Source organism: Tardiphaga sp. (assembly GCF_028290495.1).
In the GTDB taxonomy this organism is placed as follows: domain Bacteria; phylum Pseudomonadota; class Alphaproteobacteria; order Rhizobiales; family Xanthobacteraceae; genus Tardiphaga.
On the sequence record NZ_JAQGJT010000156.1, the window covers coordinates 27,902 to 50,052 of the forward strand.

The 22,151-nt window shown below is 59.4% G+C and carries 18 protein-coding genes and 1 tRNA gene; 11 read left to right on the plus strand and 8 right to left on the minus strand.

Annotated features, from left to right (window positions below):
- Positions 1–13: 13 nt before the first annotated feature.
- The 5 genes from JWQ24_RS23260 to JWQ24_RS23280 all read left to right on the plus strand — a co-directional run bounded on the left by JWQ24_RS23260 (position 14) and on the right by JWQ24_RS23280 (position 5,409).
- Positions 14–103: transfer RNA gene (locus JWQ24_RS23260), tRNA-Ser, on the plus strand.
- A gap of 67 nt (positions 104–170) precedes the next feature.
- Positions 171–2,363: a tyrosine-type recombinase/integrase gene (locus JWQ24_RS23265; protein ID WP_299813119.1), complete on the plus strand. Its 2,193-nt coding sequence runs from the start codon at positions 171–173 to the stop codon at positions 2,361–2,363.
- Between the two features lie 508 nt (positions 2,364–2,871).
- Positions 2,872–3,081 (plus strand): hypothetical protein, encoded by a 210-nt coding sequence (locus tag JWQ24_RS23270; protein ID WP_299813122.1) that lies wholly within the window; start codon positions 2,872–2,874, stop codon positions 3,079–3,081.
- 255 nt (positions 3,082–3,336) lie between these two features.
- A complete protein-coding gene (locus JWQ24_RS23275; protein ID WP_299813125.1) occupies positions 3,337–3,687 on the plus strand; it encodes a hypothetical protein in 351 nt (116 codons plus the stop codon).
- A gap of 165 nt (positions 3,688–3,852) precedes the next feature.
- A complete protein-coding gene (locus JWQ24_RS23280; RefSeq protein ID WP_299813128.1) occupies positions 3,853–5,409 on the plus strand; it encodes a type IV secretory system conjugative DNA transfer family protein in 1,557 nt (518 codons plus the stop codon).
- Here JWQ24_RS23280 and JWQ24_RS23285 read toward each other — a convergent pair.
- The 3 genes from JWQ24_RS23285 to JWQ24_RS23295 all read right to left on the minus strand — a co-directional run bounded on the left by JWQ24_RS23285 (position 5,358) and on the right by JWQ24_RS23295 (position 7,486).
- Positions 5,358–6,092 carry a hypothetical protein gene (locus JWQ24_RS23285; protein ID WP_299813131.1) on the minus strand — a complete coding sequence of 245 codons (735 nt, stop codon included), beginning with the start codon at positions 6,090–6,092 and terminating at the stop codon, positions 5,358–5,360. The genes JWQ24_RS23280 and JWQ24_RS23285 overlap by 52 nt on opposite strands.
- Positions 6,089–6,808: a hypothetical protein gene (locus JWQ24_RS23290; protein WP_299813133.1), complete on the minus strand. Its 720-nt coding sequence runs from the start codon at positions 6,806–6,808 to the stop codon at positions 6,089–6,091. Before JWQ24_RS23290 ends, JWQ24_RS23285 begins: the two co-directional genes overlap by 4 nt.
- A 207-nt stretch (positions 6,809–7,015) precedes the next feature.
- Entirely contained in the window at positions 7,016–7,486 is a 471-nt protein-coding gene (locus JWQ24_RS23295) for a hypothetical protein (protein ID WP_299813136.1), read from the minus strand.
- Between the two features lie 521 nt (positions 7,487–8,007).
- Here JWQ24_RS23295 and JWQ24_RS23300 point away from each other — a divergent pair.
- From JWQ24_RS23300 to JWQ24_RS23310, 3 genes are all read left to right on the plus strand, one after another.
- Positions 8,008–8,358: a hypothetical protein gene (locus JWQ24_RS23300; RefSeq protein WP_299813139.1), complete on the plus strand. Its 351-nt coding sequence runs from the start codon at positions 8,008–8,010 to the stop codon at positions 8,356–8,358.
- A complete protein-coding gene (gene mobF, locus JWQ24_RS23305) occupies positions 8,355–11,261 on the plus strand; it encodes a MobF family relaxase (protein WP_299813142.1) in 2,907 nt (968 codons plus the stop codon). Before JWQ24_RS23300 ends, mobF begins: the two co-directional genes overlap by 4 nt.
- A gap of 753 nt (positions 11,262–12,014) precedes the next feature.
- A complete protein-coding gene (locus JWQ24_RS23310; protein WP_299813145.1) occupies positions 12,015–12,764 on the plus strand; it encodes a TMEM175 family protein in 750 nt (249 codons plus the stop codon).
- Between the two features lie 67 nt (positions 12,765–12,831).
- On the opposite strand, the gene JWQ24_RS23315 is transcribed toward JWQ24_RS23310, so the two are convergent.
- The 5 genes from JWQ24_RS23315 to JWQ24_RS23335 all read right to left on the minus strand — a co-directional run bounded on the left by JWQ24_RS23315 (position 12,832) and on the right by JWQ24_RS23335 (position 17,985).
- The gene (locus JWQ24_RS23315; RefSeq protein ID WP_299813148.1) at positions 12,832–14,373 is read right to left on the minus strand and encodes a PLP-dependent aminotransferase family protein; all 1,542 of its coding nucleotides are present in this window, start codon (positions 14,371–14,373) and stop codon (positions 12,832–12,834) included.
- Between the two features lie 98 nt (positions 14,374–14,471).
- Complete coding sequence (locus JWQ24_RS23320; RefSeq protein ID WP_299813151.1) at positions 14,472–14,780, minus strand: 2Fe-2S iron-sulfur cluster-binding protein; 309 nt, start codon at positions 14,778–14,780, stop codon at positions 14,472–14,474.
- Positions 14,777–15,544: a type 1 glutamine amidotransferase gene (locus JWQ24_RS23325; RefSeq protein ID WP_299813154.1), complete on the minus strand. Its 768-nt coding sequence runs from the start codon at positions 15,542–15,544 to the stop codon at positions 14,777–14,779. The genes JWQ24_RS23320 and JWQ24_RS23325 overlap by 4 nt, the downstream gene beginning before the upstream one ends.
- Before the next feature lie 48 nt (positions 15,545–15,592).
- Positions 15,593–16,474, minus strand: a complete 882-nt coding sequence (locus JWQ24_RS23330; RefSeq protein ID WP_299813157.1) for an alpha/beta hydrolase — start codon at positions 16,472–16,474, stop codon at positions 15,593–15,595.
- A 65-nt stretch (positions 16,475–16,539) separates the two neighbouring features.
- Entirely contained in the window at positions 16,540–17,985 is a 1,446-nt protein-coding gene (locus tag JWQ24_RS23335; protein ID WP_299813160.1) for a glutamine synthetase family protein, read from the minus strand.
- A 410-nt stretch (positions 17,986–18,395) separates the two neighbouring features.
- Between JWQ24_RS23335 and torT the strand changes: the two genes are divergently transcribed.
- The 3 genes from torT to JWQ24_RS23350 all read left to right on the plus strand — a co-directional run bounded on the left by torT (position 18,396) and on the right by JWQ24_RS23350 (position 22,149).
- Positions 18,396–19,460: a TMAO reductase system periplasmic protein TorT gene (gene torT, locus JWQ24_RS23340; protein ID WP_299813164.1), complete on the plus strand. Its 1,065-nt coding sequence runs from the start codon at positions 18,396–18,398 to the stop codon at positions 19,458–19,460.
- A 101-nt stretch (positions 19,461–19,561) separates the two neighbouring features.
- The gene (locus JWQ24_RS23345; protein WP_299813166.1) at positions 19,562–21,106 is read left to right on the plus strand and encodes a sugar ABC transporter ATP-binding protein; all 1,545 of its coding nucleotides are present in this window, start codon (positions 19,562–19,564) and stop codon (positions 21,104–21,106) included.
- Between the two features lie 20 nt (positions 21,107–21,126).
- Positions 21,127–22,149 carry an ABC transporter permease gene (locus JWQ24_RS23350; protein ID WP_299813168.1) on the plus strand — a complete coding sequence of 341 codons (1,023 nt, stop codon included), beginning with the start codon at positions 21,127–21,129 and terminating at the stop codon, positions 22,147–22,149.
- Positions 22,150–22,151 lie beyond the last annotated feature (2 nt).

Genomic DNA, 22,151 nt, shown 5'->3' on the forward strand with positions numbered 1-22,151 from the left:
GAGAGGGCGCGCGGGAGAGATGGCCGAGTGGCTTAAGGCGCACGCTTGGAAAGCGTGTGTGCGGGAAACCGTACCGTGGGTTCGAATCCCACTCTCTCCGCCAACGTTAACCATCTGATTTCTTGACGATTTTTTAGGCCTGCTGCCCCAGAATACACGGCAGCGTACACATGGCTTCTTATCTTTGGCTTCGTGGTCAAACCTGGTTCTTTCAAATCAGGCCTCCCAATGACCTGAAACCGATGCTGGGTTCGTCGCCATTTAGGGTTCGTCTGCCCGTACAGAGCAATCGAGTGGCGTCCCGTTACGCCCGTCATCTCGCTGGCTGGGCAGAGCGATGGTTTTCATTGATGCGCTACCGCGGCTTCAATCGTCTACGGATCCACACTGCCGAGGGGGACGAGTCTTGGACAGAAGAAGAATACCGCGAATCGCAGGCTGCGATCCGTCAGCGGTTCACCGACTTTCTCCTGGCCGAGGTTCAAAGGATCAATCGGGACGCGATTGAACTCGAGGACATAGACAGGCGAATGAAATCTTCGGAGTCGACCGAACCTTCCGTGGTCGCCGAAAAACAAAAACACCTTTTTGAAAAAGTTCACGCTGGCTGGAATGAGTTCGCGAAAACCCTTATCGAAGACTACGACAATGTTTTCACAGATCTGCAGTCAAACTCGCGCGCCTTTCGTAGCACAAAACAAGATCTCGAAGATCTCAATGAAAATTATAAGGATGATTTTCATGATTGGAAGGATCGAGTCTCGCAAGCATCCGCCAAAGCCAGTAAATTTGAAGCTGACTTTCACGCCGCCAATAAAAAAAGCACGCGCCTGTTAGGTAAAGTCGAGATAGCCCTAGACGGAAATAAAAAGATCCAAGAGGAGCTTTTATATAAGGGCCCTCTTCTCAGCGAATGCTTCGAAGAATTTATAGAAACCAAGACCAAGCAATTGCCAAGTGATTCTCGCGAACCCGCCTACTTCAAACACCGATTGAACGCATTCATCCGCCTAGTCGCGGACAAGCGAATTGCGGATTACGATATTCAAGATCTAAATGATTTTGCCGAAAAGCTACAGTATCTTCCTAAGCGACACACCGTCGATCCAAAATGGCGCGGGATGACTTTAGAAGACGCGATTGCTGCAAACAAAAAAATCTCCGAGGATGATCGTGAAGAGTCCCTTTCGTATGGGACCGCCAGAGTAGGTTATATAGGCAAAATAAAAACAGCGATCAGGTGGCTTTGCGCGAAACACAAGGTTCGTTATCCGTTCGACTACAGATACGTCCATATTCCGAAAGGGATGCCGCTTCCGGAAGACCGCTATCCTCTTTCGAAGGATCAACTAAACGCCTTGTTTCGAGAGTGTACTCGGGACGCAACTTTAAAGCGGCCGGATGACGTTTGGCTTCCGCTACTCGGATATCTCACGGGCGCTCGATTAGGTGAACTTGTTGGTCTCCGAACACAGGACGTAAAGCTAGTCGACGGCGTTTGGACCGGGCGGTTGTCCGCAAGGGTTGAAAGCGAAAAGTCACTAGCTTTGAGCAATCGAAAACGAAAGCGAGCTCATAAAAGGGGAAGAAAAAATCGACAGGTCAAAAATCCGGATAGCATACGGCGCTTTGCGCTCCATCAGAAATTCGAAGATTTCGGATTCATAGATTGGGTCGATCGGCAACGTGACGAGGGGCACATTTATCTGTTCCCAGAGCTTCACGACAAGGTTCAGCGCCCGAGTGGTGCGGCATCGAAGCGAATGCAGCGTCTGTTTGAAACTCTCGAAATGGACTCGGAATACGTCTTCCACTCGTTGCGCCACAATTTCAAGGATTGGACGCGCGGGGGGAAGGTTGACGAGCGCACAATTGCGCTCCAAGCAGGCCACTCTCTTGAGGGGGTAGCCCTGAACTATGGTTCCAAAATCCTCACGCCGAAGGAACTACTGGAGATTGCGTCTCTCCCGATCGAGAAGGGCGTGGACCTCGATGTGTTCAAAGATGTTTTTGTAAAGACATCCCGCAACCCGTATCGCAAGAAGCCAACACCAGCTTTGATTCGAGAAATGGCGGATGAGGTCCAAAGCGATTCGAGCGACATAAGCAAGATTGCTGAGCGCCCATCCCGTCCCACCGTTCGCGACGACGGCGAAGAGGCGATTAGTGTGCGCAAGTTGCGATCCGACCTAGGAATGTCGCAGAAGGAGTTTGCGACAGCCTACGGATTTTCCTGTGGCGCAGTGCGCGACTGGGAACAAGGTCGAACGAAACCCGGATATTCGGCGCGATCTCGCCTCTATGAAATCGTCCGGGATCCCGAGCGAATGATGTCGTCGCGAAGTGGTTGGCCCGATAGCTGACGTTATCGAGAGTTTATGCCAGATGAGAGGTTACAATGAAGCGTGGATTCCGTAGATAGGTTGCCGCAGATGGCGCCATGTCGGAATTGATTCTTTTGGATAATCAAGCCTCCGCGGCCGACGCTCGGCACTTGCGCGATGCCATGCTCTGATAGATTCGCTTCCGAATTGCCCACTGCGCGTCATGCAACGCCAGTGCTTCCAGCCTTTGATCGCTGTTCGACGTCTTGACGGAGGCTGAGATCGCTGCTCGCATCATTCAGATGCTCTCTTCGATAGATAAGCCAGTACCAGCGGCTTCAGATTTCGGGGCTTGTGCCCGCGCGCGCGTCTCGTTCAAGATCGCTCACTTCCGCGCCCCCGAAAGCCGGGGGCTTGTGCAGTTCCGCGCTGCTGCGCGGCTGCCTGCGGCAAACCTTTGAACGCGGCGCTCTAGCGCGCGGGCCTAAGGGCCCACGAAGCCGCGCGAGGTGCATGGCTTCATGCTTCATCCACCAGAGGATCTATCATGAGCAACTCAGCCAACCGTCCCAGCCACATTGTATATGCAGTGACGAAAGCCGGCGAACGCAATTTCTGGAACGTGATCGGCGCTGCCTGGGTACACAGCGACGGTTGGGGCTTCAATGTGAAGCTCGATTACCTCCCATTAAACGGCGCAGAGATCGTCATTCGCAGGCCGAAGGGCGACGACGTCGATGATACGTCAGGAAACTGACTTAAGGGGCCGCTGCGCAGCGGCCCCTTTCTTCTTGCCTCTACGCATGTCTCGAGGAGAACTTTACCAACTAATACCAACGACTTTGTGTAGCCCAACTAGCTCGCTGCAGACCCGCAGCGCATTACGGTATTGTCGCCCGATCCTAGCGCGATAGGCCGTGTGCCGGCGAGACTCTTGCGCAAGTCGTAAGCGATTCCCACCTGAAGCTTTGAGCGGTTGTCCTGCGCGCGCTGAGAAAGATAGGAAAGCGAAATGAGCTATGTAATCCGCGAGACGGCTGCAGCCGTCGTTGCAGCGGCTTCGGATTTCATCATCGGAGGCTGCGCGCCGACGCCGGCCGCTCAAATCGAGGGGTCTTACTCCTCCGCATTGAAGAGTCAGAAAGAGCACGACAGAGCCATCGGATCGACGCCGGTCATGGTAGAATTGCTGAATTCGTGGACGATCGACACTCGGATCGGCTGGCTGATCAGTAACTTTGAGACCGACGAACGCTATGTCCACGCATCCAATGTCGTACGGCGAGCCATGATGGCCGCTCCGATCGGATTTCCGCTCGAAATTGAACGGCGCTGGCAGAACCGCGCTAGTAAAACTTGGTAATTAGCATCCGCCAGAGGTCGAGATGCCGATGCCGGCTTGACTGTTGAATGAAAGCCAAGAGAAAATAGCATGCTGAGAGTTTCCGCGACTATCATCGTTAGCATCCTCGCAGTTCTGGTTGGCTATCCTTGCGTGGCTGCGGTAGCGCACGGAGTCGACCCGGGGATGTGGCCGTCTGTTGTGATGACGCCACAGCAGTGGCTCGCCAGCATAGTAGATTCTTACGCCCTCCCCAACCTCGCGGCACTGCTGGCCATGGCGGGGGGGCAATCTCCGGCTTTCGCGGGTGGCGGCCTTCCGCAGCTACTAGCCGTCGCTTCCTTCCCTATCGCTTTCTTCTTGATGTTTTCATCTACAAAAGGTGGCGCCCGCAAAGATCCGGACGCGCCACATGGGGCAGCGCGGTGGGCCAATCGTGCCGAGAGGGCCATGATGGATCGCGGGGTGGAATTTGGTGTCGACATCGAGACCGGAAAGCCAATCCGGGCAGCGGTCGAGGGCAATATTCTAACGATAGCGCCGCCGAGGTCCGGCAAAACCAGCGGCTTAATCATACCGAACATGTTGGTGTCTTCTACCAAATCATGGAACGGGCCGGCTGTCGTAATCGACCCGAAAGCCCAAGCTTACCGAGCCGTCGCTCAGCGTCGTCGGGATGCGGGGCGGGTTGTTCGGTGTCTCGATCCTATGAACTTGGCTGGTGGCAGCGATCGATGGAATCCTCTCGCGACACTCGACCCGAGTAACATCATCTATCTGCAACGTGTCGCGCGCGCGCTTCTTCCGGCAGCGGTTTCGGAGGAGAACGCCTACTTCCAGAACCGAGCAGTCGATGCGATCGTCGCGGCGCTGCTTGCCGCGCACAAGGTGGGCGGTGCTACGCCGCAATCGGTCTCTGACCTTCTGTCAAACGCCGAACGGCTTGGCGAGATCCTCAAGGACATGGAAGGAGCCACCGTTAGCCGCGTGCGGGAGCTCTTGACGATGGATCCGAAAACGCGCGATCCGATTTTGTCCACCTCGCAGCAATCGTTTCAATGGTGCGATGACCCACGGCTGCAACATTTAACTTCGGAAAGCACATTCTCACTTGCCGACCTCTGTCGTGGTGACGTCGACCTGTTTATCAACCTCCCAACCGAAGATCTTGATTCTTTGGCACCCTTCATCAGATGGTTTTTGACAGACCTTTTTGCCGTTATCCGTCGCAATCGGGTAGCTGAAAGATTGATCATTTTCGTGGATGAGACCCGCACGTTATCAAGAAGCCGCGAATTAATTGGGGCCTCGGGGGAGTTACCAGGCTACGGCGCCAGCCTTTGGACCTTTTGGCAGGACTACTCGCAAATTATCTCCGTGTACGGCGATCACGACGCTGCGACTTTGCTGCGGACGGCCGAGTTCGTGACGGTGTCCGACCCTGCGGCCGTCGACCCAGATGCACGGGAATTCTGGTCGCGAGCGTTGAGTGATTTTTCGATTTTTGAACAGACCAGCGTCAGTGAAAGCGGTAAAAGCAACCATAAAAGTACCTCCGAGTCGCCGCGCGCTGTCAGGCTGATGACGTCGGAAGAACTTGGCCGCTTAGCTTCTACGGATTTGATTTTGTTTGCGAATAGCAGCCGCTATGCAAAACGTCCGATGCGGCTGCGCAAAACGCGCCACGACGATCATCGATTCGCGGGATTGGCGGCGCCGGTAGCTCCGGTCGGCGTAACATAAGTGAAGCTGTTCTTCAGCAGCCAGCGCTCATTCACTTCTGTCGCTGCATAACCTCGACCGTTCAGCCAGTGGCGTAGCACGACTGTTCCATATTTCGCCTGCATTGCGACGGCGGGCGAGCGCGCATTCCAAGCGCCATGCAGGATCGTATTGTCCGGAAGGTGCCAATCGACGAGCCACGTTTGGTCTGAGCCGACGATGCGCGTACCGGTGTTGCACCAGGCGACAAGGCCGGGCACGCCGCAGGCAACCAGCACAACCAGCGCCATGATGCACTTATAGCTGCAAGCCCGCCGCAGTCTCCGGATCAGACCGGTCGGCCGCCACCGCCGAAATGCAAGTCGGAACGAGACTGGCAGCGCAGAGCGAACCGAGCTCGCTAATTCGGTCTGATCGGCGAAAGTTAATTCCGGATCATTCAAATGAGCCATACGGATGCGGGGAGGGGATGCCATCAGCGTTGCCAAGTGGGCTCGGCTGATTTGGATGACGTCCTGCTCAGCGTTCAAGGCGTCCTGCCGTGCTTTCCGGAGCGTGTCCGCGGCAGCGGCACATAGGGAGGATTGCGCTGGCGGTTGGACGCCGGCATCGAGTGTCCGCCGAGCCGCCGGCATCGGCGGTCTGGACGTGCCGCCCCACCTCCGTGTGAGCAGTTTCTGAACGAGATCGAACAGCTTCATCATGTCACCAGCCATTCGGCCACCAAACGCACCGATTGCATCACGTCGAGACGGACACGGGTTAAGTCGCGGCGGATCCGGCTGCCCTGGGCAATTCCGAACTTGGCATGTAGCGCCTTTGCGTCGAGCTTTGCGATCGAAGCCAGGCCGCCGGCCTGCAAGATCGCCGCCGCCTGCTCGTCCATGACCTGATTCATCAAGCAGGCCACCGTCGCACCGGCGGCGACCTTTGACAGCATCTTCGGGTCAATCTCGCCCTCAACCCGGTTTTCGATAACGAAGCGCATCCCGGTGAAGGGCTCCGCGATCGAGAGGAGCTTCGGAACCCAGGCGAGAGCGCCGGGCTCCGCCGTAGTGACGACGAGGACGCCGAATTCGATACCGGCGGCGGCGAAATCCTCAGTCAGGTCGGCGATTACAGGCAACAGTGAAGCCGCCGTATTCGCCCCGATATCCACGATGGTCGGAAGCGAGGCCGAGGCGATGGCGTCGATCACCGGATCGAACTCCGCGCGCGCCGCAGCGCCGCCGGTGCGTTCGATAGCTTCGCGGTCGGCTCGCGTTTGGAAAAACTTGACCCGCTTGCCAAGCTCGAGCATGCGCTGGCTTGAATCGACTTCGATAAGAGGGGCTCCCGCGATGACCTCCGCCAGCCCGCGCGAAATCAGCGTTTTGCCGACACCCCCCTTGTCCTGGCCCACCAGCAGCACCTTTGTCATGTCGGATCTCCTTTCAGTATCGACGGAAGGCGGCCTTTGAACGCTTGATAGCGGATGGACGCTTCGCTATCGGTCGCGGTAGCCGCCGTAGCGTCCTTTCGTCCAAGGCCGGCCGATCGCGCAGGTATGCGAGAGGTTGCCGAAAATGGTGCGGCACTAGCGTCTTGCCGATGCCGCCTTTGGCCTGAGTTACCAAAAGCGACCTCTTCATGGCGAATCCGCCTTCAGCAGCGACCGTACGCGGTCTTCGAATTCTTGACGCCTGATGCTCGCTTCGCTGTCGGTGGTGGTGACCGCCGTGGCTTCCGTTCGACGCAGATCGGCGGATAGTGTAAATGTATGAGGGTTTGCGGGTATCGGTGCGAGGTCTCGTCGTTTAGCGCGAACCGACAAGCGGGCTTCGCGTCGCTGCTCGCGTTTTTCGATGGCTGAAATGAGCGCAGTCAGTCGGCGGGCTGTAATCGGCTGGCAATCGCCGCCTTGCACAACGCCTTGTTTAGCCAACGCGGAGGCTATGGCTGCCCAACTAAATTTCTGGATACGAAATTCACGGATCAACGGGAGTATGGGTTCAATGATCGCGGTCGCGCCCGTACTACGATGCGCGTGATTGGAGGCTGCGCGCACCGCTTGAGCGGTCGCGCAATCCTTGATCAAGCGTTTGGAATCGATCTGCATATTCGCAACATGGGGACGATGTTGATGCAACGCCAGCGTGCCAACGCCGTCCGGTCAACTCGCTCATTCGGTCTTGCGGAAATTCGGTGACGAGTCCAATCCGATTAAAAACAACCCGCCACGCCCGTCAGGGAGCCCGCCCAGCACGATCTTCGCGCTAACGCGGGACCCATGGCGAGACGTTCTCGATCCCTCTGTAGGAGCGTCGTGCGCCGACCAGGGCGATAGTCATTTTTTTTAAGGTCAGCACTATGGTCCGCCGGATTGGTGGAAAGCAGCCCATTGCGGTGCCTCGCGGCGCAGCGGAGCGTGGAAGATGCTTCTTTGGTGACGCATCTCCGCAGGCATGACAGTCGCGTTTTATAGCCGTTTTTCTTAATACCAACGGGGCCAATGAAGGCCAACACGTTCCAGCGATTTCCAGCGGAATTCCGCCAGAAGGCCAAAGAATTTTCCTATCACACCCCACGCACTGAAGATGCAAAGTCGAATTTTCGCGTTCGAAATGTTCGGAGCCGCCGTTGCCGATCGTGGCGGTCGCCTCCATCTCTGGCGTAACTTCAATCGTGCAACAGGTAGAGATCCGGATGACTACCGCGAGGACGATTCGCTTCAATGTCGAGATCGCGGCCGATCTTGCCGCCGCGATCACCAGGGCGGCCACGGCGAACAACGTGGCGGCCGAGGACATCGTCAATGATTGCGTCCGCCAGCATTTTGAAACCGCGCTGCGCCATCGCGTGCTCATGCAGCGCCAGAACGATGTCGACGAGGCGTTGATCGAGCTCGCGCGTCTCGTTGGCCGCCTGAGTGCCGGATCGGGCGAGCCGCAGGAAAGCATCTGCCGATACCGTCCCGCGGACGCCAGGTGACGGCAACATTGCATGCGCTGGGCAGTGGCCGCGGCGCCGGCGCTTACTATACCGAGGATCCCAATCGGGAGGCGCGGCCTCGGTCGCGCGACAATTACTATGCTCGCGACGACGGCAGCGGGACCTGGTGGTCGACCGCGTCCAGCTTGGTCCGGAACGGCTCGCCTGTCGATCGAGAGACGTTTTGGGATCTCTGTGCCGGGATCGATCCGCGTACCGGCAAAGATTTGGTGCGAGGATCCGGCGAGCGGCACCGCGCCGGATGGGATATTACTTTTTCAACGCCGAAAAGCTTCGGAATTCTGTGGGCCGCCGGCACTGCCGAGCGGCGGGCTGCCTTGGAGAAGATTCAGCAGGACGCCGTCGACCAGGCTTTGCAGTTCGTCGTCGATGAACGACTGGTTGAGGTGAGGCTGGGTGCCGGGGGCCATTTGCGCGAGGCGCCGAGCGACATCCTGGTTGCGAAATTCCCGCACTTCACCTCGCGGGAAGGCGATCCCACCTGCCACACCCACTGCGTATTGTTGAACGCAGCCCGGTCGTCGGCAGATCGGAAGAAGTATCGGACCCTTGAGCCACGACAGGTCTATGCTTGGCAGGTCGTCCTCGGAGCGTCGTTCAGAACAGCACTTTCGCAAAAACTGGTCGAAATGGGGTTTTCCGTGAGAGCCGCCGGGCGGGACCAGTTTGAGATTGCCGGCATTCCGGATGCCATGATCGAACGGTTCTCGAAGCGCTCAAAGCAAATCAAAGCCCGCGTCAGAGAAGGTGCATCGGCTGCCGAGAAGGAGGTCGCAGCACTCGCAACCCGCCGTGACAAGGCCAGCGTGCCGGCGGGAGACGAACTGGAACGCCGCTGGCAACAAGAGTTCGCGATTTTCGACATCGATCCATGGGGGGCGGCATTGGAGGCGGGACGAATGCCTCAGCCCCAAAGAGCCTCGGCACTCGACCACGATCTTGATCCGCCGGAAGTCCCTGGGGATGCGTGCGTGGCTGTGGCGGCTTCGAAAATCTTCCGCACCGAGAATGTCTTGAAGCGAAAAGCATTGCTCCACCGGGCGTTGGTCGAAGCAAGCCTACAGGGGACCGACATCAAAAGCGTCTATGCAGGAATAGCAGAGCATGAGACATCAGGAGAACTTGTTCGGCTTGACCGGCATGAGATAGCGCAGCATTGGACCACGGCCGCCATTGCCGCCGACGAGGCAAAATTGCTACGTCTGGTAAAGGAGCGGATGGCCGGATCATGGTTTCGACCCGAGGCGATCGAGGTCGCCCTGAAAGATGCTTCCAGTCTTTCGGAAGAACAGCGTCAGGCGATCCGTGATGTGACATCGGCCGAGCCGACGTCCGTGCTGGAAGCTGGCGCTGGCACCGGCAAGACGACGCTGGCAAAAGTGGTCGTGGAGGCCGCTAAAAAATCGGGTCTCAGTATTGTAGGCCTTGCACCATCTTGGGTTGCGGCAGATGAATTGGCTCGATCGACAGGTATCGAAACATTTGCGATTGCGCGCTTCCGGCACGAACTCGCTGTCGGCAGACGGCGGGCGCCAGATGCCAATACACTTGTCATCGTTGACGAGTCCGGAATGGTCGGGACACGCGACATGGCGGCGATTTTTGATGCTTGCACGCCTGCAACGACCTCCGCGATCGACGGGAGTCAAATACGCTCTACGCCAAAAATTCTACTGTGTGGCGATCGACGCCAATTGGCTTCGGTGACTGGCGGAAGTGCACTCAGGGCGGTTTCCGACTTGATCGAGCGCAGGTCGACATTGACGGGAGTCCGGCGCCAAACCATCGATTGGCAGCGCGCTGCATCGGTTGCAATGGCGCAGGGGGATTCGGAGGCCGGCATGCGCGCCTATGCCGAGCATGGTCGCATCGAGATGGTTGCCCGTTGTGAAGACGCGCAGGCGCGAACTATCAAGGCCTGGCAGGATCTCCGGCAAACCCATGGTGATGACGTTATCATCGTGACGCGACGGAACCGCGACGCCGTTTCCCTCAATCTCGCGGCTCGCGAGGTTCTCCGTGAAGATGGACTGATACAGGGCAAGGACGTGAACCTGACGGCCATCGATCGCGATAGTGGTTTAATGCAATTGCCTATCGCCAGAGGGGACCGAATTCGCTTCGGCGAGACCCTTCACCAACATGGGATACGGAATGGCACCCGGGGGAATGTCGTAAGATACACTCAAGGAGTCGATGGATCGGTTCATCTTGCGATTCGTCTCGACGATGGCCGTTTAATTGAAGATGCCTGGTCAGGCTTCTCGCACAAGGGACGTCATCACCATGCGGGCATTCCAAGGATTGTTCATGCAGTCGCAGGATCGGCCTATTCCGTCCAAGGCCGCACCGCCCAGGCTACAGTACATCACATCGCGATCTCTACTGACGCTCGCGAGACTTATGTCGCCTTGACCCGTCATCGTCACGATGTACGGATCGTGGTCGAGAGCGAACGGCTGGACGCCGGCTGCCGCGCCCGTCAAGAAGATCCTAGGATGCCACCGACAAAGTTAGCATTGCAGGAATGGCTTTTCGGTGAAGCCTCGCGATACAATGAAAAGGCCAATGTTGTCGATCATGTTGCAGACCGTGTGCGGTTTATAGAAACGGGTCTAGTCGAGTTGACCGATGTGAGAAAGAGAATTGGCATCAACATCGGCGCGATGGTAAAAGTAGCGCAGCGCATTGAGGTGGCTGCGCGATCAATCGGTTCCGAAGGAAGCCGCTTTATCGCGGAATTGAGCCGACGAGCGATGAGTAGGGTCCCAGACACGCGAATGTTGAAAAGTGTTAAGATGATAGTTCAGACTATCGAATCGTGGGATACGTCCTCGACTAGGTTGCGCCACAAGCCTGCCCGGGCTGAGTACGATCGATAGCAACTAGTCTAATCGGCACTTTCGCCAATGTGCTTCGGATTGTTATATCCGGCGAATTTTCGAGGTTTTGACGACTAGGAAGAATGGTGCATCCCGAATAATGTCTCGCGCGATCCGGTGCTCAATGCTCTGCCGTGGGGATGAGCGGCTGCGATATGCCAGTCGCCAGGTCTGGGGAGCGGCTCCCGCGTCTATTGTTGTCGAACGGCGGTCGGACCGCCACCCGCGGTATTCGCTACGTCGCGAGGTTTGTGCGTTACCAGAGATCATCCTTTCTGATGCATTTGCATCAGAAAGGAACTCGCTCGATCAAACCGTCTCGCGTGGGGCTGCCACCACCACGCGGGGCTGGTTCCGAGTGGGCGGGCCACCAGGCTGTTCTCTCTGGGCTCCGTGAAACGGATCGGCAGGTCCATCCTGATCGCAAACAATGCCAACAAAATCGTCGGTCAGCTCCAAGTCTACCGTTGTACCGCAGGCACTAGCTAGACCCCGAAGATAAAATTTCGAGGTCGATATCGCTCGAGTATCAGGGCTTTTGGCAATTATTCCATGAATCCCCTGAGCCCCCGGGTTACTTCTCGCCCCGGCCCCGGCGCAGATGATTGAGTGTTTCGATCGAGTCGCGCCCCGAGACCGACGCTGCGGTCTGCCAACGACACTTTCGATTGCCGGGTAAGAATCGGAGCTTGAAATTAAATCGATGGGTTTATTCCAGGCCGGCGTCCTCACGGGACCATTTGGGAAGTATCCATGGACAAGCTGCAAGCCGAAATGCTCGACCCCGATCGTTCGGTCGGGACGGGGCCGCCCGAACAGGAACACGAAGCCGACTTCACCGATACGGGCCGGCTTGTCGCGCTGTGCGATGGCGTCTTCGCCATCATCATCACGCTGCTCGTTTTGGAGATCCATCGGCCAAGCGCCACGCCAGGCGCGCTGGCGCACGAACTCCTTAAGGAATGGCCGTCCTACATCGCTTACGCCGTGGCGTTTCTCTATGTCGGCGTCATCTGGCTCAACCATCACTATCTTTTCGAGCGGCTTCAGAAGGTGGATTTCGCCTTGAACTGGATCAATCTCGGCGTGCTCGGTACTGCCGCGCTGATCCCGTTCCCGACGGGCGTGTTGGCGGGCGCATTTCGCGACGGCGACCTGATGGACCAGAAGGCAGCGGTGATTCTCTACGCATTGATTGCAGGCTCGATGTCGGCTGCCTGGGTGCCATTATTCGCCTACCTGCATCGTCACCCATCTCTGGTGAAGGCGAACGTCTCGTCGGGAATGTTCGCCGCCCAGGTGGCGCGGCCTCTCATCGGAGTGCTGCTCTACGCTCTTGCGGGTCTGCTCGGATGGTTCGTCCATCCTGCGGTGGCGGTGGCGATCTTCATCTTCATGGTCGCTTACTACGCCGCAACCAGCAAAGGCATCCGTGGGTGGAAACCACGCCGTCGGCACCGGGAATTGGGTCGCCGGGCGGCGCCGGGGCATCGACCTGAATGAAGACCGTTAGGGCACAGCCATGCACATAGGCGCACCGCTCGGCGGTCCGAAGACCTGAAGCGAGATGTCAGGGGCTTTCAAAAATTGCCAGCGACTGACGGCGGCTCAAATGGCTCCGGTCGCCGGTCGATGCCGAGACGTTGCCGTTCGCCTCCGCGACCCGAGCGATGATCTTCGCCGCCGTGACCACCTCCGATTTGCTGAGTGCCGCGTAACCGAGGAGAATACTGGATTCTTCATATCCACTCGCGCGGTCGAATGCGCCTCCCGACGAAATCGTATGGACGTAGACGCCTTCGTCCTGCAGCCGTTGCTTGAAGATCTGTGCCGGCCCCACCCACTCGGGAAGTACCCACATTACGTGCATCCCGTTTTGGGTGCCCCTGAGATCGATGTTTCCGAAGTCGGCCGACAGGCGCCGGATGAGCTCCTTCAACGTGTCGAAGTAGGCTTTGCGTATCAGGCGAAGATGCCGCTGGTAGGTGTCTCCGCGGAGAAAGCCAGCGAGGATCGCCTGATCGAGCCAAGGGTGGCCATAATTGCTCATGGTCTTCACGGCGCGCGCTGCGCCGACCAGCGCAAGCGGGAGGATGACGTACCCGGTCCGGACCCCGGCCCCAAGCGCCTTTGAAAAGGTGCCGAGATAGATCACACTCTCTCCGTCGCTGGCGCCGGCAAGCGAAAGAAGCGGGCGGCCGCCGTAGTTGAAATCACAGTCGTAGTCGTCTTCGACGATGTAGGCACCTGTGCGGTACGACCAGTCCAGCAATGCCTTGCGCCGTTCGCTCGACAGGGCAGACCCCGTCGGGAACTGGTGCGACGGTGTGACGTATGCGAGGCTGATATGGTCATCCGGCAGCAGGTCCGTACGGATACCTTCGATGTCCACGGCGACCGGGCACAAGCGCGCACCGTAGCTCTCGAAGGTGTGGGCAGCGCCGCCGTAGCATGGATTCTCGACTACAACGCCCGTGCCGTTCGCCACGAACATTTTGGCGAGGAGATTGAGGCTCTCCTGCGTCCCAGCGGTCACGATCACCATGTCGGCGGTGCAGTGATATCCCCTGGTCGCCGAGACGTGTCGGGCGATTCCTTCGCGAAGCTCCGGCACTCCCGCCGGATCTCCGTACTCGACCAGTTTCGCCGCAGACGATGCAAGCACCTCGTCGGCGAGACGCCGCCATGTCGAGAGCGGAAAATTGTCCCGGTTCGGCCGACCCGGCCAGAAGTCGATCGCGGGCTTGGGAAGACTCCTGTTGGGAATCGTCAACGTGTGGCCTTTGAAGACTACCGGGGCGCGGATCGCGGCCGCAACAGGCCTCGATACATCCTTCGGCCCGTCCATCGCGTTGCAGTCGTCGGGGATGACATCGGTGACCTTGGTGCCGATCCCTTTCAGCGTCTCGATGTATCCTTCGCTGAACAGCTTTTCGTAGGCATGGGTCACGGTATTTCGAGAGACATCGTATTGGACGGCGAGTTCTCGCGAAGAGGGCAGTTTTGTACCGGGCCTAAGATGACCGACGCGGATGAACTCGCGAATCTGGTTCGCGATCTGATGCTGAAGAGGTTTGTTGGGGTCTCGCGAGAGAGACAGTTCGATCAACATTCGGGACCATCGTTGAGTGCCCAGATGCAGAAACTAGCAATAAATATGCCACAGCCACCTTTCGGTGCCGCTGCCCACATGGGAGTGAAAGCCCCATCTCAAGCGGGAACGGTAACCTGCAACCCGTCCAATTCGGGCGTTACGACGATCCGGCAACTCAATCGGGAATTGGGGCGAACGTGGAATGCACAATCCAGCATATCAGCCTCCGGGTCGGCCGGCTCGCCGGTCCGCGCGAGCCAGTCGCCTTCGACCCAGACATGACAGGTCGCACAGGCGACCGATCCTTCGCAGTCGCCGGCGACGCCTAGGTCGAGGGGCCGCAGAGCTTCCATGACCGTGACGCCGTCATCGCACTCGACCACGTGGGTTGCTCCGCTCGCGTCGCAGACAGTTATGGTCGTCATGATGATCCTACTTGTGCAAAGTCGGCGGGCCGAGAGCCGGTGGCCTCAATGTCAAACGCCGCGGCGACGAAATTCCGGTGCAGCCGTTCCGCGGTCAGTCTAAACGACGGCAGACGCTCGCCGATGTTCTGCTTGAGCGTCGCGGCCCCTTGGGCTCCCAGCGCCTTTTCCAGGCTGGCTTTGTATTCCGGGATCCGCTCCCAATCCCCAACAGTCGTATCCGTGATCTCCACGTGGCACTGGAAGCCATAGGCATGGCGCCCCCACCGGAACGATTGCACCGGACAGGCGGCGTTCGAGGCGAGGATGACTGCGCCTTCCGGAAGGCGCTGCACTTCGGCGCCGTGCCATTGCAGCGTCTCGATGGTCCGGCCGAATCCGTCGAACAGCCGATCGTCGCGGCCGGCCGGCGTGACCACCACTTCGGCGAGCCCGACTTCCGGCAGCTTCATCAGCCCGACCTTGCCGCCCAGCGCTTCCGCGAGCAGCTGGTGACCGAGACAGATGCCGAGGTAGGGGCGTCCGAGATCCTTGACCCAGTGGCGGATTGCTTCCATTTCGGACTTTAGCCACGGGAACTGATCATGCTGCCAGACATCCATCGGGCCGCCCATGACAGCCATGAGGTCGAAGCCGTCCAAGGCGGGGATGCCTTCACCCGCATCAAGTTCGACGGTGTGCCATTCATGTCCTTCCGCCGCCCAGAAATCGCGGAGGGTGCCGGGATGCTCGACGTCGAGGTGCTGCAAAACGAGAATTCGCATTTCGATCTTCCAGGTTAATTGGTGGCTTGCGGGGTCCGCGCTGCGGATTCACCAGCAGGATTTCATGTGATCCAGGATCCGGGCGAGCTGCGGGCTATCGGGTTCGCGCCACGCGCTCAGGACCGAATAGTGGTCTCGCCCTTCGACCGGATAGAGGATCGCCCGATTGCCGGCTGCCGCGTAGAGTTCGTAGAAGGCCTGAGACTGACGGTGAAATTCTTGGGTCTCGTCGTCGCCCCAGATGATCAGCAGAGGCGGAGCGTTCGATCGGATGCAGTGGATAGGACTGCATCGGAGGATCTGCTCCGCGGTAAGCTGCAGCTTGGGCTGCAGCCAGGTGTAGCGAAGCGGCGCCAGATCGTAGAGACCGCTAAATGGGCTCCCGCCTTTTATGGTGTCCGCCGGCAAACCGTACAACTTCTCCCAGTCCGTCAGCGCGAGCATGGCTGTAAGGTGGCCGCCGGCCGAGTTGCCGGTGACGTAGATTCTGTTGCGGTCTCCACCGAAACTCTCGGCGTTCCTGTAGAGCCAGGCGACAGCCGCTCGGCACTGCCGGACGACCTCATCGATGGTGACCGAAGGACAGAGCGCGTAATCCATGACGGCCATCGTGATGCCGTGCTCCCGGGGGGCGATCGATGTCCATCCCAGCGTGTCCTTGGTCGGGCGCACGTCAGACCAATAGCCTCCATGCATGTAGAGCATGATGGGCGCGCCTTTTTCCGACGCCTTGTAGATGTCGAAGCGTTCCGCCAGCGTGGGACCGTAATTAACGTTGGCCAGCCGCCACGGAGCGGTCAGGACGTTCTTGTTGACCTCCGCCCGTCCCGCACGCAGAGCGATGAGACCTTCCGGCGTCGTCACCGTGCGTTCGGTGTCGTATTCTTCATCGAGCGCGTCTTGGGTTTCGAACTGACGATACAGGGCCATATCAACGAGACTCCATGCGTAGGCAAAACGACCCGCGGGGATCGGGAGGTCCCCGCGGGTGACTGTCAATAGATCTCGAAGTATTCGTTCTGCTCCCAATCGGTGACCGCCGAAAGGAACCGACCGAGCTCGCACTTCTTCAGCAGAAGCATGTAATTGTGGAATTCAGAGCCAAGCTCCTGCTTCAGCACCTCGTCCTTCGCGAATGCGTCGATCGCTTCCATCAGGCTGCCGGGCAGCAACGGACGGTCGGCAAGGTAGGCGGCGCGCACCGGCTCGCCGGGCGACAGTTTCTTTCGCATGCCGTCGCGGCCAGCGATCAGTTGGGACGCGATGTAGAGATACGGATTGGCCGTGGGCTCGCCGATGCGGTTCTCGACCCTCGATCCCGGGTCGTTCGGGCTCCCGATGACACGCAGCATCGAACCTCGGTTTTCATGAGCCCATGCGGCCTTCACCGGAGCGAAACCGTCGGGGCGCTGCCGCTTGTATCCGTTGACCGTGGGGGTCGTGAGGAGCGCCGTCCCGGACGCGTGCTCGAGGAGGCCAGCGACGTAGTTCATTCCCACGTCGGATAGTGGGCCCGGCTCGTTGTCCGCGACGAAGGCGTTGCGTCCGTCCTTGGTGAGCGACTGATGCATGTGCCAACCGCTCGGAAAGACACCTTCGACCTTCGGCACGGCCATGAAGCTCGCGTGCAGACCGGCTCGCCGGCAGAGCTGCTTCACGGCCGTCCGGAACAGCAGGGCGGCGTCGGCCGCCTCCAGGGCGTTCATCGGAGAGAACGTGACTTCACACTGTCCGGGACCCCATTCGTCCTCCAGCGTGGCGAGCGGTAGGCCCAGCTTTTCGACATTGTCCTGCAGCATCGTGAGGATGCCTTCGATCTCGTCTCCGCGGGTCTCAGTGAGATACTGGTAGCCGTGAGCGATCATCGACACTTCCGGAGGCGCCGGCGGAAATCCGGACGACCGGGGATCGAGCTTCGGATCCTCCATCCGGAATACGTAGAACTCGAACTCCAGGCCGACCGTCATTCCATAGCCCTCATTCGACAGCCGGCTAAGCTGGTCGCGCAGCACCTGGCGCGTCGATAGCGTGCACGGCTTTCCGCTGGAGAAGTAGGCATCGCTCAGACACCAGCCGGTGTCCTTCACCCATGGAAGCATCCGGAAGGTCGAGGGGTCGGGCACCAGCACGCCGTCGCCCAGTCCGACGAGCTCGGGAATGTTGAGCGCATTCTCCGCGCTGAACGGCGGCACAATGGGATGGTTGGTGGTGTCGACGATCGCCGGCAGCAACTGGAAGTCTTTGCCGCTGCGGAGGCTCGACTTGAACTCTTCGGCCGTCACCGTCTTTCCGCGTACGATACCGTGCTGGTCGCCCCAACCGATCCGGATGTTGCGAATGCCTTCCGCATCGATCCGCTTGACGAGTTCGGCCGCCTGCCTTGTCTGCTCGTCGCTCCACAGCCCATGACGTTCAATGAATTTCGCGGAAGTGTTGGACATTCGCCGTCGCCTTTGTGATGCGGTTGAAGATGCCGGTGGGCTATGGGCGATAGTTGGCCGGGGCACTCCGAGCGTGAAGAGCCACCCTTGCCGAAATCGATGAGCCACGATCGGCCTATACGTTGGAAACGATCGTTTGGACGCCCAATCGATGTCATTTCGGCAAAAGCCGTCATTCTAGGCTGTCGGACGCAGGATTTGACGAAGGCGGGCTGCACAAGCTCACAGCGACTCGCCCAGAAAAACATCGTCAGCCGCCTAAAAATCAGATGATTCAGTGGCCTCATCGCGAGCAGCATTCCTGGTCCTTTACCTAGCGCGCGCCCCGCAACCAACTGACCACCGATCCTGTGAGCGAACGACACCGCTGCGCCGGATTACTGAGCACCCCATTCCTCCAGGAGCGCGCGATGTCCAACAATCTCCGAAATCTCACTTTGCTATCCGCCGTACTTTTTTCCGTGTCTGCGGCGTCGGCCAAAGACTGGTATCCATTGTCCGTCGATGTTTCCGAACCGCCGTTCGCCGCAGATGCCAAGGTGCGGCAGATGGACTACGTGCCGATCAAGGCGAGCGCGAAGCACCGTATCTGCGTTTCGTTTCCGCACATGAAGGACGCCTATTGGATCGGTGTGGACTACGGCATCATCGACCAGGCAAAGCAGGCTGGCGTGCAGATCCAGTTACTGGAAGCGGGCGGCTACACGAATCTCAGCAAGCAACTCTCGCAGATCGAAGACTGCATCGCGGCCGGTGCGAAGGCTCTGATTGTCGGCGGCATCTCGCAGGATGCGCTCACGAACACCGTCACAAACCTCAAGTCGAAGGGAATCCCGACGATCGACGTCATCAACGGCATCAACGCGCCTGTGGCCGGCAAGGCATTGGTGTCATGGCGTGTGCTCGGAAATATGGTCGGAAAGTACCTCGCCAATCTCCATCCTGCGGGATCTCCAACCGTGAAGATCGCATGGCTGCCGGGTCCCGCTGGTGCGGGCTGGGTCGAGAGCAGCAACGTCGGATTCCTCGAGGCCCTCAAGGGCTCCGCGGTACAGGTCGTCGATACGAAGTACGGCGACACCGGCAAGGAGGTGCAGGCCAAGCTGGTCGAGGACATGATCCAGGCGCATCCCGACATCAGCTACATCGTCGGAACGGCAGTTACCGCGGAAGCTGCGGTACCTATCCTCCGCTCGCGCGATCTGAGCGACAAGATCAAGGTCGTCGCCGACTACTACACTCCCGGCATCGACCAGGCGCTGCGCTCCGGCAAGATCGTCGCCGCTCCGACCGACAAGCCCGTGATTCAGGGACGGCTGGCGCTGGACCTCGCGGTCCGTGCGCTGGAAGGCAAGCTCGAGCACCCCCACGTCGGACCGATCCTCGAGATGGTGGACAAGGACAACGTGAAGGCGCTCGACATGTCCACGACGCTCGCGCCGGCTTCGTTCAAGCCGACGTTCTCCGTCGACTGATCCGGACGCGACGCCGGCCTCGGGAAACATCGGGCCGGCGTCGTTCCCGATCTCGTTCTCCGCAGCACCGCGCCCTCCAACGACATCGATGCGAGCGCCCCATGACCCTTCAGCAGTCGAACACCGCGTTCACCCGCGCCGCCGGCGATCCGCCGCTGCTGGAGCTGGTGAAGGTCAGCAAGCGATATCCGGGCGTCCTGGCGCTCGATCGAATGGAATTCACCTTGGAGCCCGGCGAAGTGCACGTGCTCTTCGGCGAAAACGGCGCCGGGAAGTCCACGATGATATCGATCATCGCCGGCGCGACGCAGCCGACCGAGGGCACCGTCTTGATGAAGGGCTACCCAGTATCGGTCGGCAGCGTGCACGAAGCCCGCGCCCTCGGCATCACGACCGTCTTCCAGGAATTTTCGCTCGTCCAGTCGATGTCCGTCGAGGAAAACATGTTCCTTGGCTCCGAATTGACCAAGGGCGGGCTGTTGGACAAGCGTGCGGCACGGACCGCCTGCAGGGAGATTCTGGACCGGCTCGCGTTTGATCTCGATCCCAGGCAGATCGTATCGACGCTCTCCCGCGCCGAGCAGCAGATGGTCGAGATCGCACGCGCGTTCCGCGCCGACCTTTCGGTCCTCATCCTCGACGAGCCCACTGCAAGCCTCACCGACAAGGAGACCGACCGCCTCTTCGAACTTGTCGCCCAGGTGAAGGCGCGGGGCGTCGGGATCATCTACATCACCCATCGGATGCAGGAGATTGACCGGATTGCGGATCGGATCACGATCCTCCGGGACGGCCAGTTCGTCGCGACCGTCGATGCACGCAAGGCAAATTCGGAGGATCTTCTGCGGCTCATGACAGGCCGTGTGGTCGGGCAGGTCTTTCCCGACATCGAGACCAATCCCGGCGAGGTGAAGCTCTCGCTGGACAAACTCTCGACGGTGTCGCGATCGGTGCAGGGTGCGTCCATATCCGTGCGCGCCGGCGAGATCGTCGGCTTCGCCGGCCTCATAGGCTCAGGCAAGTCCGAGGTCATCCGGGCGGCCTTCGGTCTGGAGCGCCTGGCAAACGGACGCGTGCTTCTCGGAGAAGAGGACGTCACGGGTAGCTCTCCACGGCAGTTGCTCCGGAAGGGGTTCATGTACCTGCCAGGAGACCGCAAAGCAGAAGGTCTGATGATGGTGCGACCTTGCCGCGAAAACGTGACGCTCGCGGCTCTCGATGAGATCGTAGGACCGACGGGTCTTTTGCGGCGCTCTTTCGAAGCCACCGCCAGCAACCGCATCCTGAAGCAGATGGAGCTCCATCCGTTCGCGCCCGAAACGGCCGTGGAACGGTTTTCGGGAGGCAACCAGCAGAAGGTCCTGCTCGGACGCAGCCTGACGAGGCCGTTGTCCGTCTACGCCTTCGACGAGCCGACCGTCGGCGTCGACGTCGGCACGCGAGTAGCGATCTATCGCTTCATCCAGAGTCTCTGCGACGCCGGCGCGGCGATTATCCTCATCTCGTCCGACCTGCCCGAGATCACGAACCTCTGCCACAGGGCCTACGTGTTCGCCGGCGGACGCGTGCAGGCGGAGCTCGGCAAAGAAGGGCTGACCGAAGAGAACGTGCTTCCGCACTTCTTCGCCCGCCGGTCCCATCACTAGCAAACAGCCAGGAGCAGCCCATGTCGACCATCGTACAGGATAAGCCCGCGAACAGCCCGCCGCAATTCCTCAAGAAGGCATTCGTGCGGCTCGGAATTCTCCCGTTCCTGCTGGTGCTCGCATTGATCGTGTTCTCTGCGATGTCGCGGCAGTTCTTCGCCGTCGAAAATCTCACCAACGTGGTGCGGCAATCCGTCTTTCTCGTCATCGTCTCCCTCGGCCAGATGATGGTCTTGCTCGCCGGCGGCTTCGACCTATCCGTAGGGACCATCATCGCGTTGACCTCGGTCGTCACCGCGACGGCGATGGCGGCCGCTGCGGTGGCCTTTCCGGACGCCATCCCGTTCGCAATCATGCTGGGATGCCTTGCGGGAGCGCTTGCGGGTGCCGTCATCGGTGCGATCAACGGCACGGGCGTCGCGTTCTTCGGCGTCTCCCCGTTCATCATGACGCTCGGCGTCTCCTCGATCGGATTCGGCGTGGCGCTTTTCATGACCGGCGGCACCCCGGTCTACGGGATGCCGCCCGCTTTCGGGAATACGATCGGATTCGGCAGGTTCATCGGGGTCCCGACTCCCATCTGGATCGCGATAGTCCTCATCGGGCTGTCGTATCTCCTCGTCAACTGGACCCGTTACGGACGGGCCCTCTACGCCGTCGGGGGGAATTCGCGGGCGGCGCTCCTTTCCGGAATCAACACAAGCCGCACGCAGTTCTTCGTCTACCTGCTCTCCGCGTTGCTGAGCTCCATCGCCGGCGTGCTTCTGACAGCCCGCCTCGATTCAGGCGAAGCGAACATCGGTAGTTCGATGCCTTTGGAATCGATCGCAGCCTGCGTGATTGCCGGCGTGAGCCTGAGGGGCGGAATCGGAAAGGTGGAGAACGTCGTCCTGGGGGCGGTCTTCATCAACATCGTCCAAAACGGCATGAATCTCGGCCAGATCGAGTCCTACCTGCAGACCGTCGTGATCGGCGTGATTCTAATCTTCGCGGTGATCGCGGACCAACTGAGGCTCCGCTACGTCGCCGACCTCCGAGACTAGGT

Bases quoted from the DNA above. Each gene is read 5' to 3' on its own strand.
- JWQ24_RS23265 (WP_299813119.1), top strand. From the start codon at position 171: ATGGCTTCTTATCTTTGGCTTCGTGGTCAAACCTGGTTCTTTCAAATC.
- JWQ24_RS23330 (WP_299813157.1), bottom strand. From the start codon at position 16,474: ATGGCCCTGTATCGTCAGTTCGAAACCCAAGACGCGCTCGATGAAGAA.
- JWQ24_RS23310 (WP_299813145.1), top strand. From the start codon at position 12,015: ATGGACAAGCTGCAAGCCGAAATGCTCGACCCCGATCGTTCGGTCGGG.
- JWQ24_RS23290 (WP_299813133.1), bottom strand. From the start codon at position 6,808: ATGACAAAGGTGCTGCTGGTGGGCCAGGACAAGGGGGGTGTCGGCAAA.
- JWQ24_RS23275 (WP_299813125.1), top strand. From the start codon at position 3,337: ATGAGCTATGTAATCCGCGAGACGGCTGCAGCCGTCGTTGCAGCGGCT.
- JWQ24_RS23320 (WP_299813151.1), bottom strand. From the start codon at position 14,780: ATGACGACCATAACTGTCTGCGACGCGAGCGGAGCAACCCACGTGGTC.
- JWQ24_RS23270 (WP_299813122.1), top strand. From the start codon at position 2,872: ATGAGCAACTCAGCCAACCGTCCCAGCCACATTGTATATGCAGTGACG.
- JWQ24_RS23350 (WP_299813168.1), top strand. From the start codon at position 21,127: ATGTCGACCATCGTACAGGATAAGCCCGCGAACAGCCCGCCGCAATTC.
- JWQ24_RS23295 (WP_299813136.1), bottom strand. From the start codon at position 7,486: ATGCAGATCGATTCCAAACGCTTGATCAAGGATTGCGCGACCGCTCAA.
- JWQ24_RS23335 (WP_299813160.1), bottom strand. From the start codon at position 17,985: ATGTCCAACACTTCCGCGAAATTCATTGAACGTCATGGGCTGTGGAGC.
- JWQ24_RS23345 (WP_299813166.1), top strand. From the start codon at position 19,562: ATGACCCTTCAGCAGTCGAACACCGCGTTCACCCGCGCCGCCGGCGAT.
- JWQ24_RS23285 (WP_299813131.1), bottom strand. From the start codon at position 6,092: ATGATGAAGCTGTTCGATCTCGTTCAGAAACTGCTCACACGGAGGTGG.
- JWQ24_RS23280 (WP_299813128.1), top strand. From the start codon at position 3,853: ATGTGGCCGTCTGTTGTGATGACGCCACAGCAGTGGCTCGCCAGCATA.
- torT (WP_299813164.1), top strand. From the start codon at position 18,396: ATGTCCAACAATCTCCGAAATCTCACTTTGCTATCCGCCGTACTTTTT.
- JWQ24_RS23325 (WP_299813154.1), bottom strand. From the start codon at position 15,544: ATGCGAATTCTCGTTTTGCAGCACCTCGACGTCGAGCATCCCGGCACC.
- JWQ24_RS23315 (WP_299813148.1), bottom strand. From the start codon at position 14,373: ATGTTGATCGAACTGTCTCTCTCGCGAGACCCCAACAAACCTCTTCAG.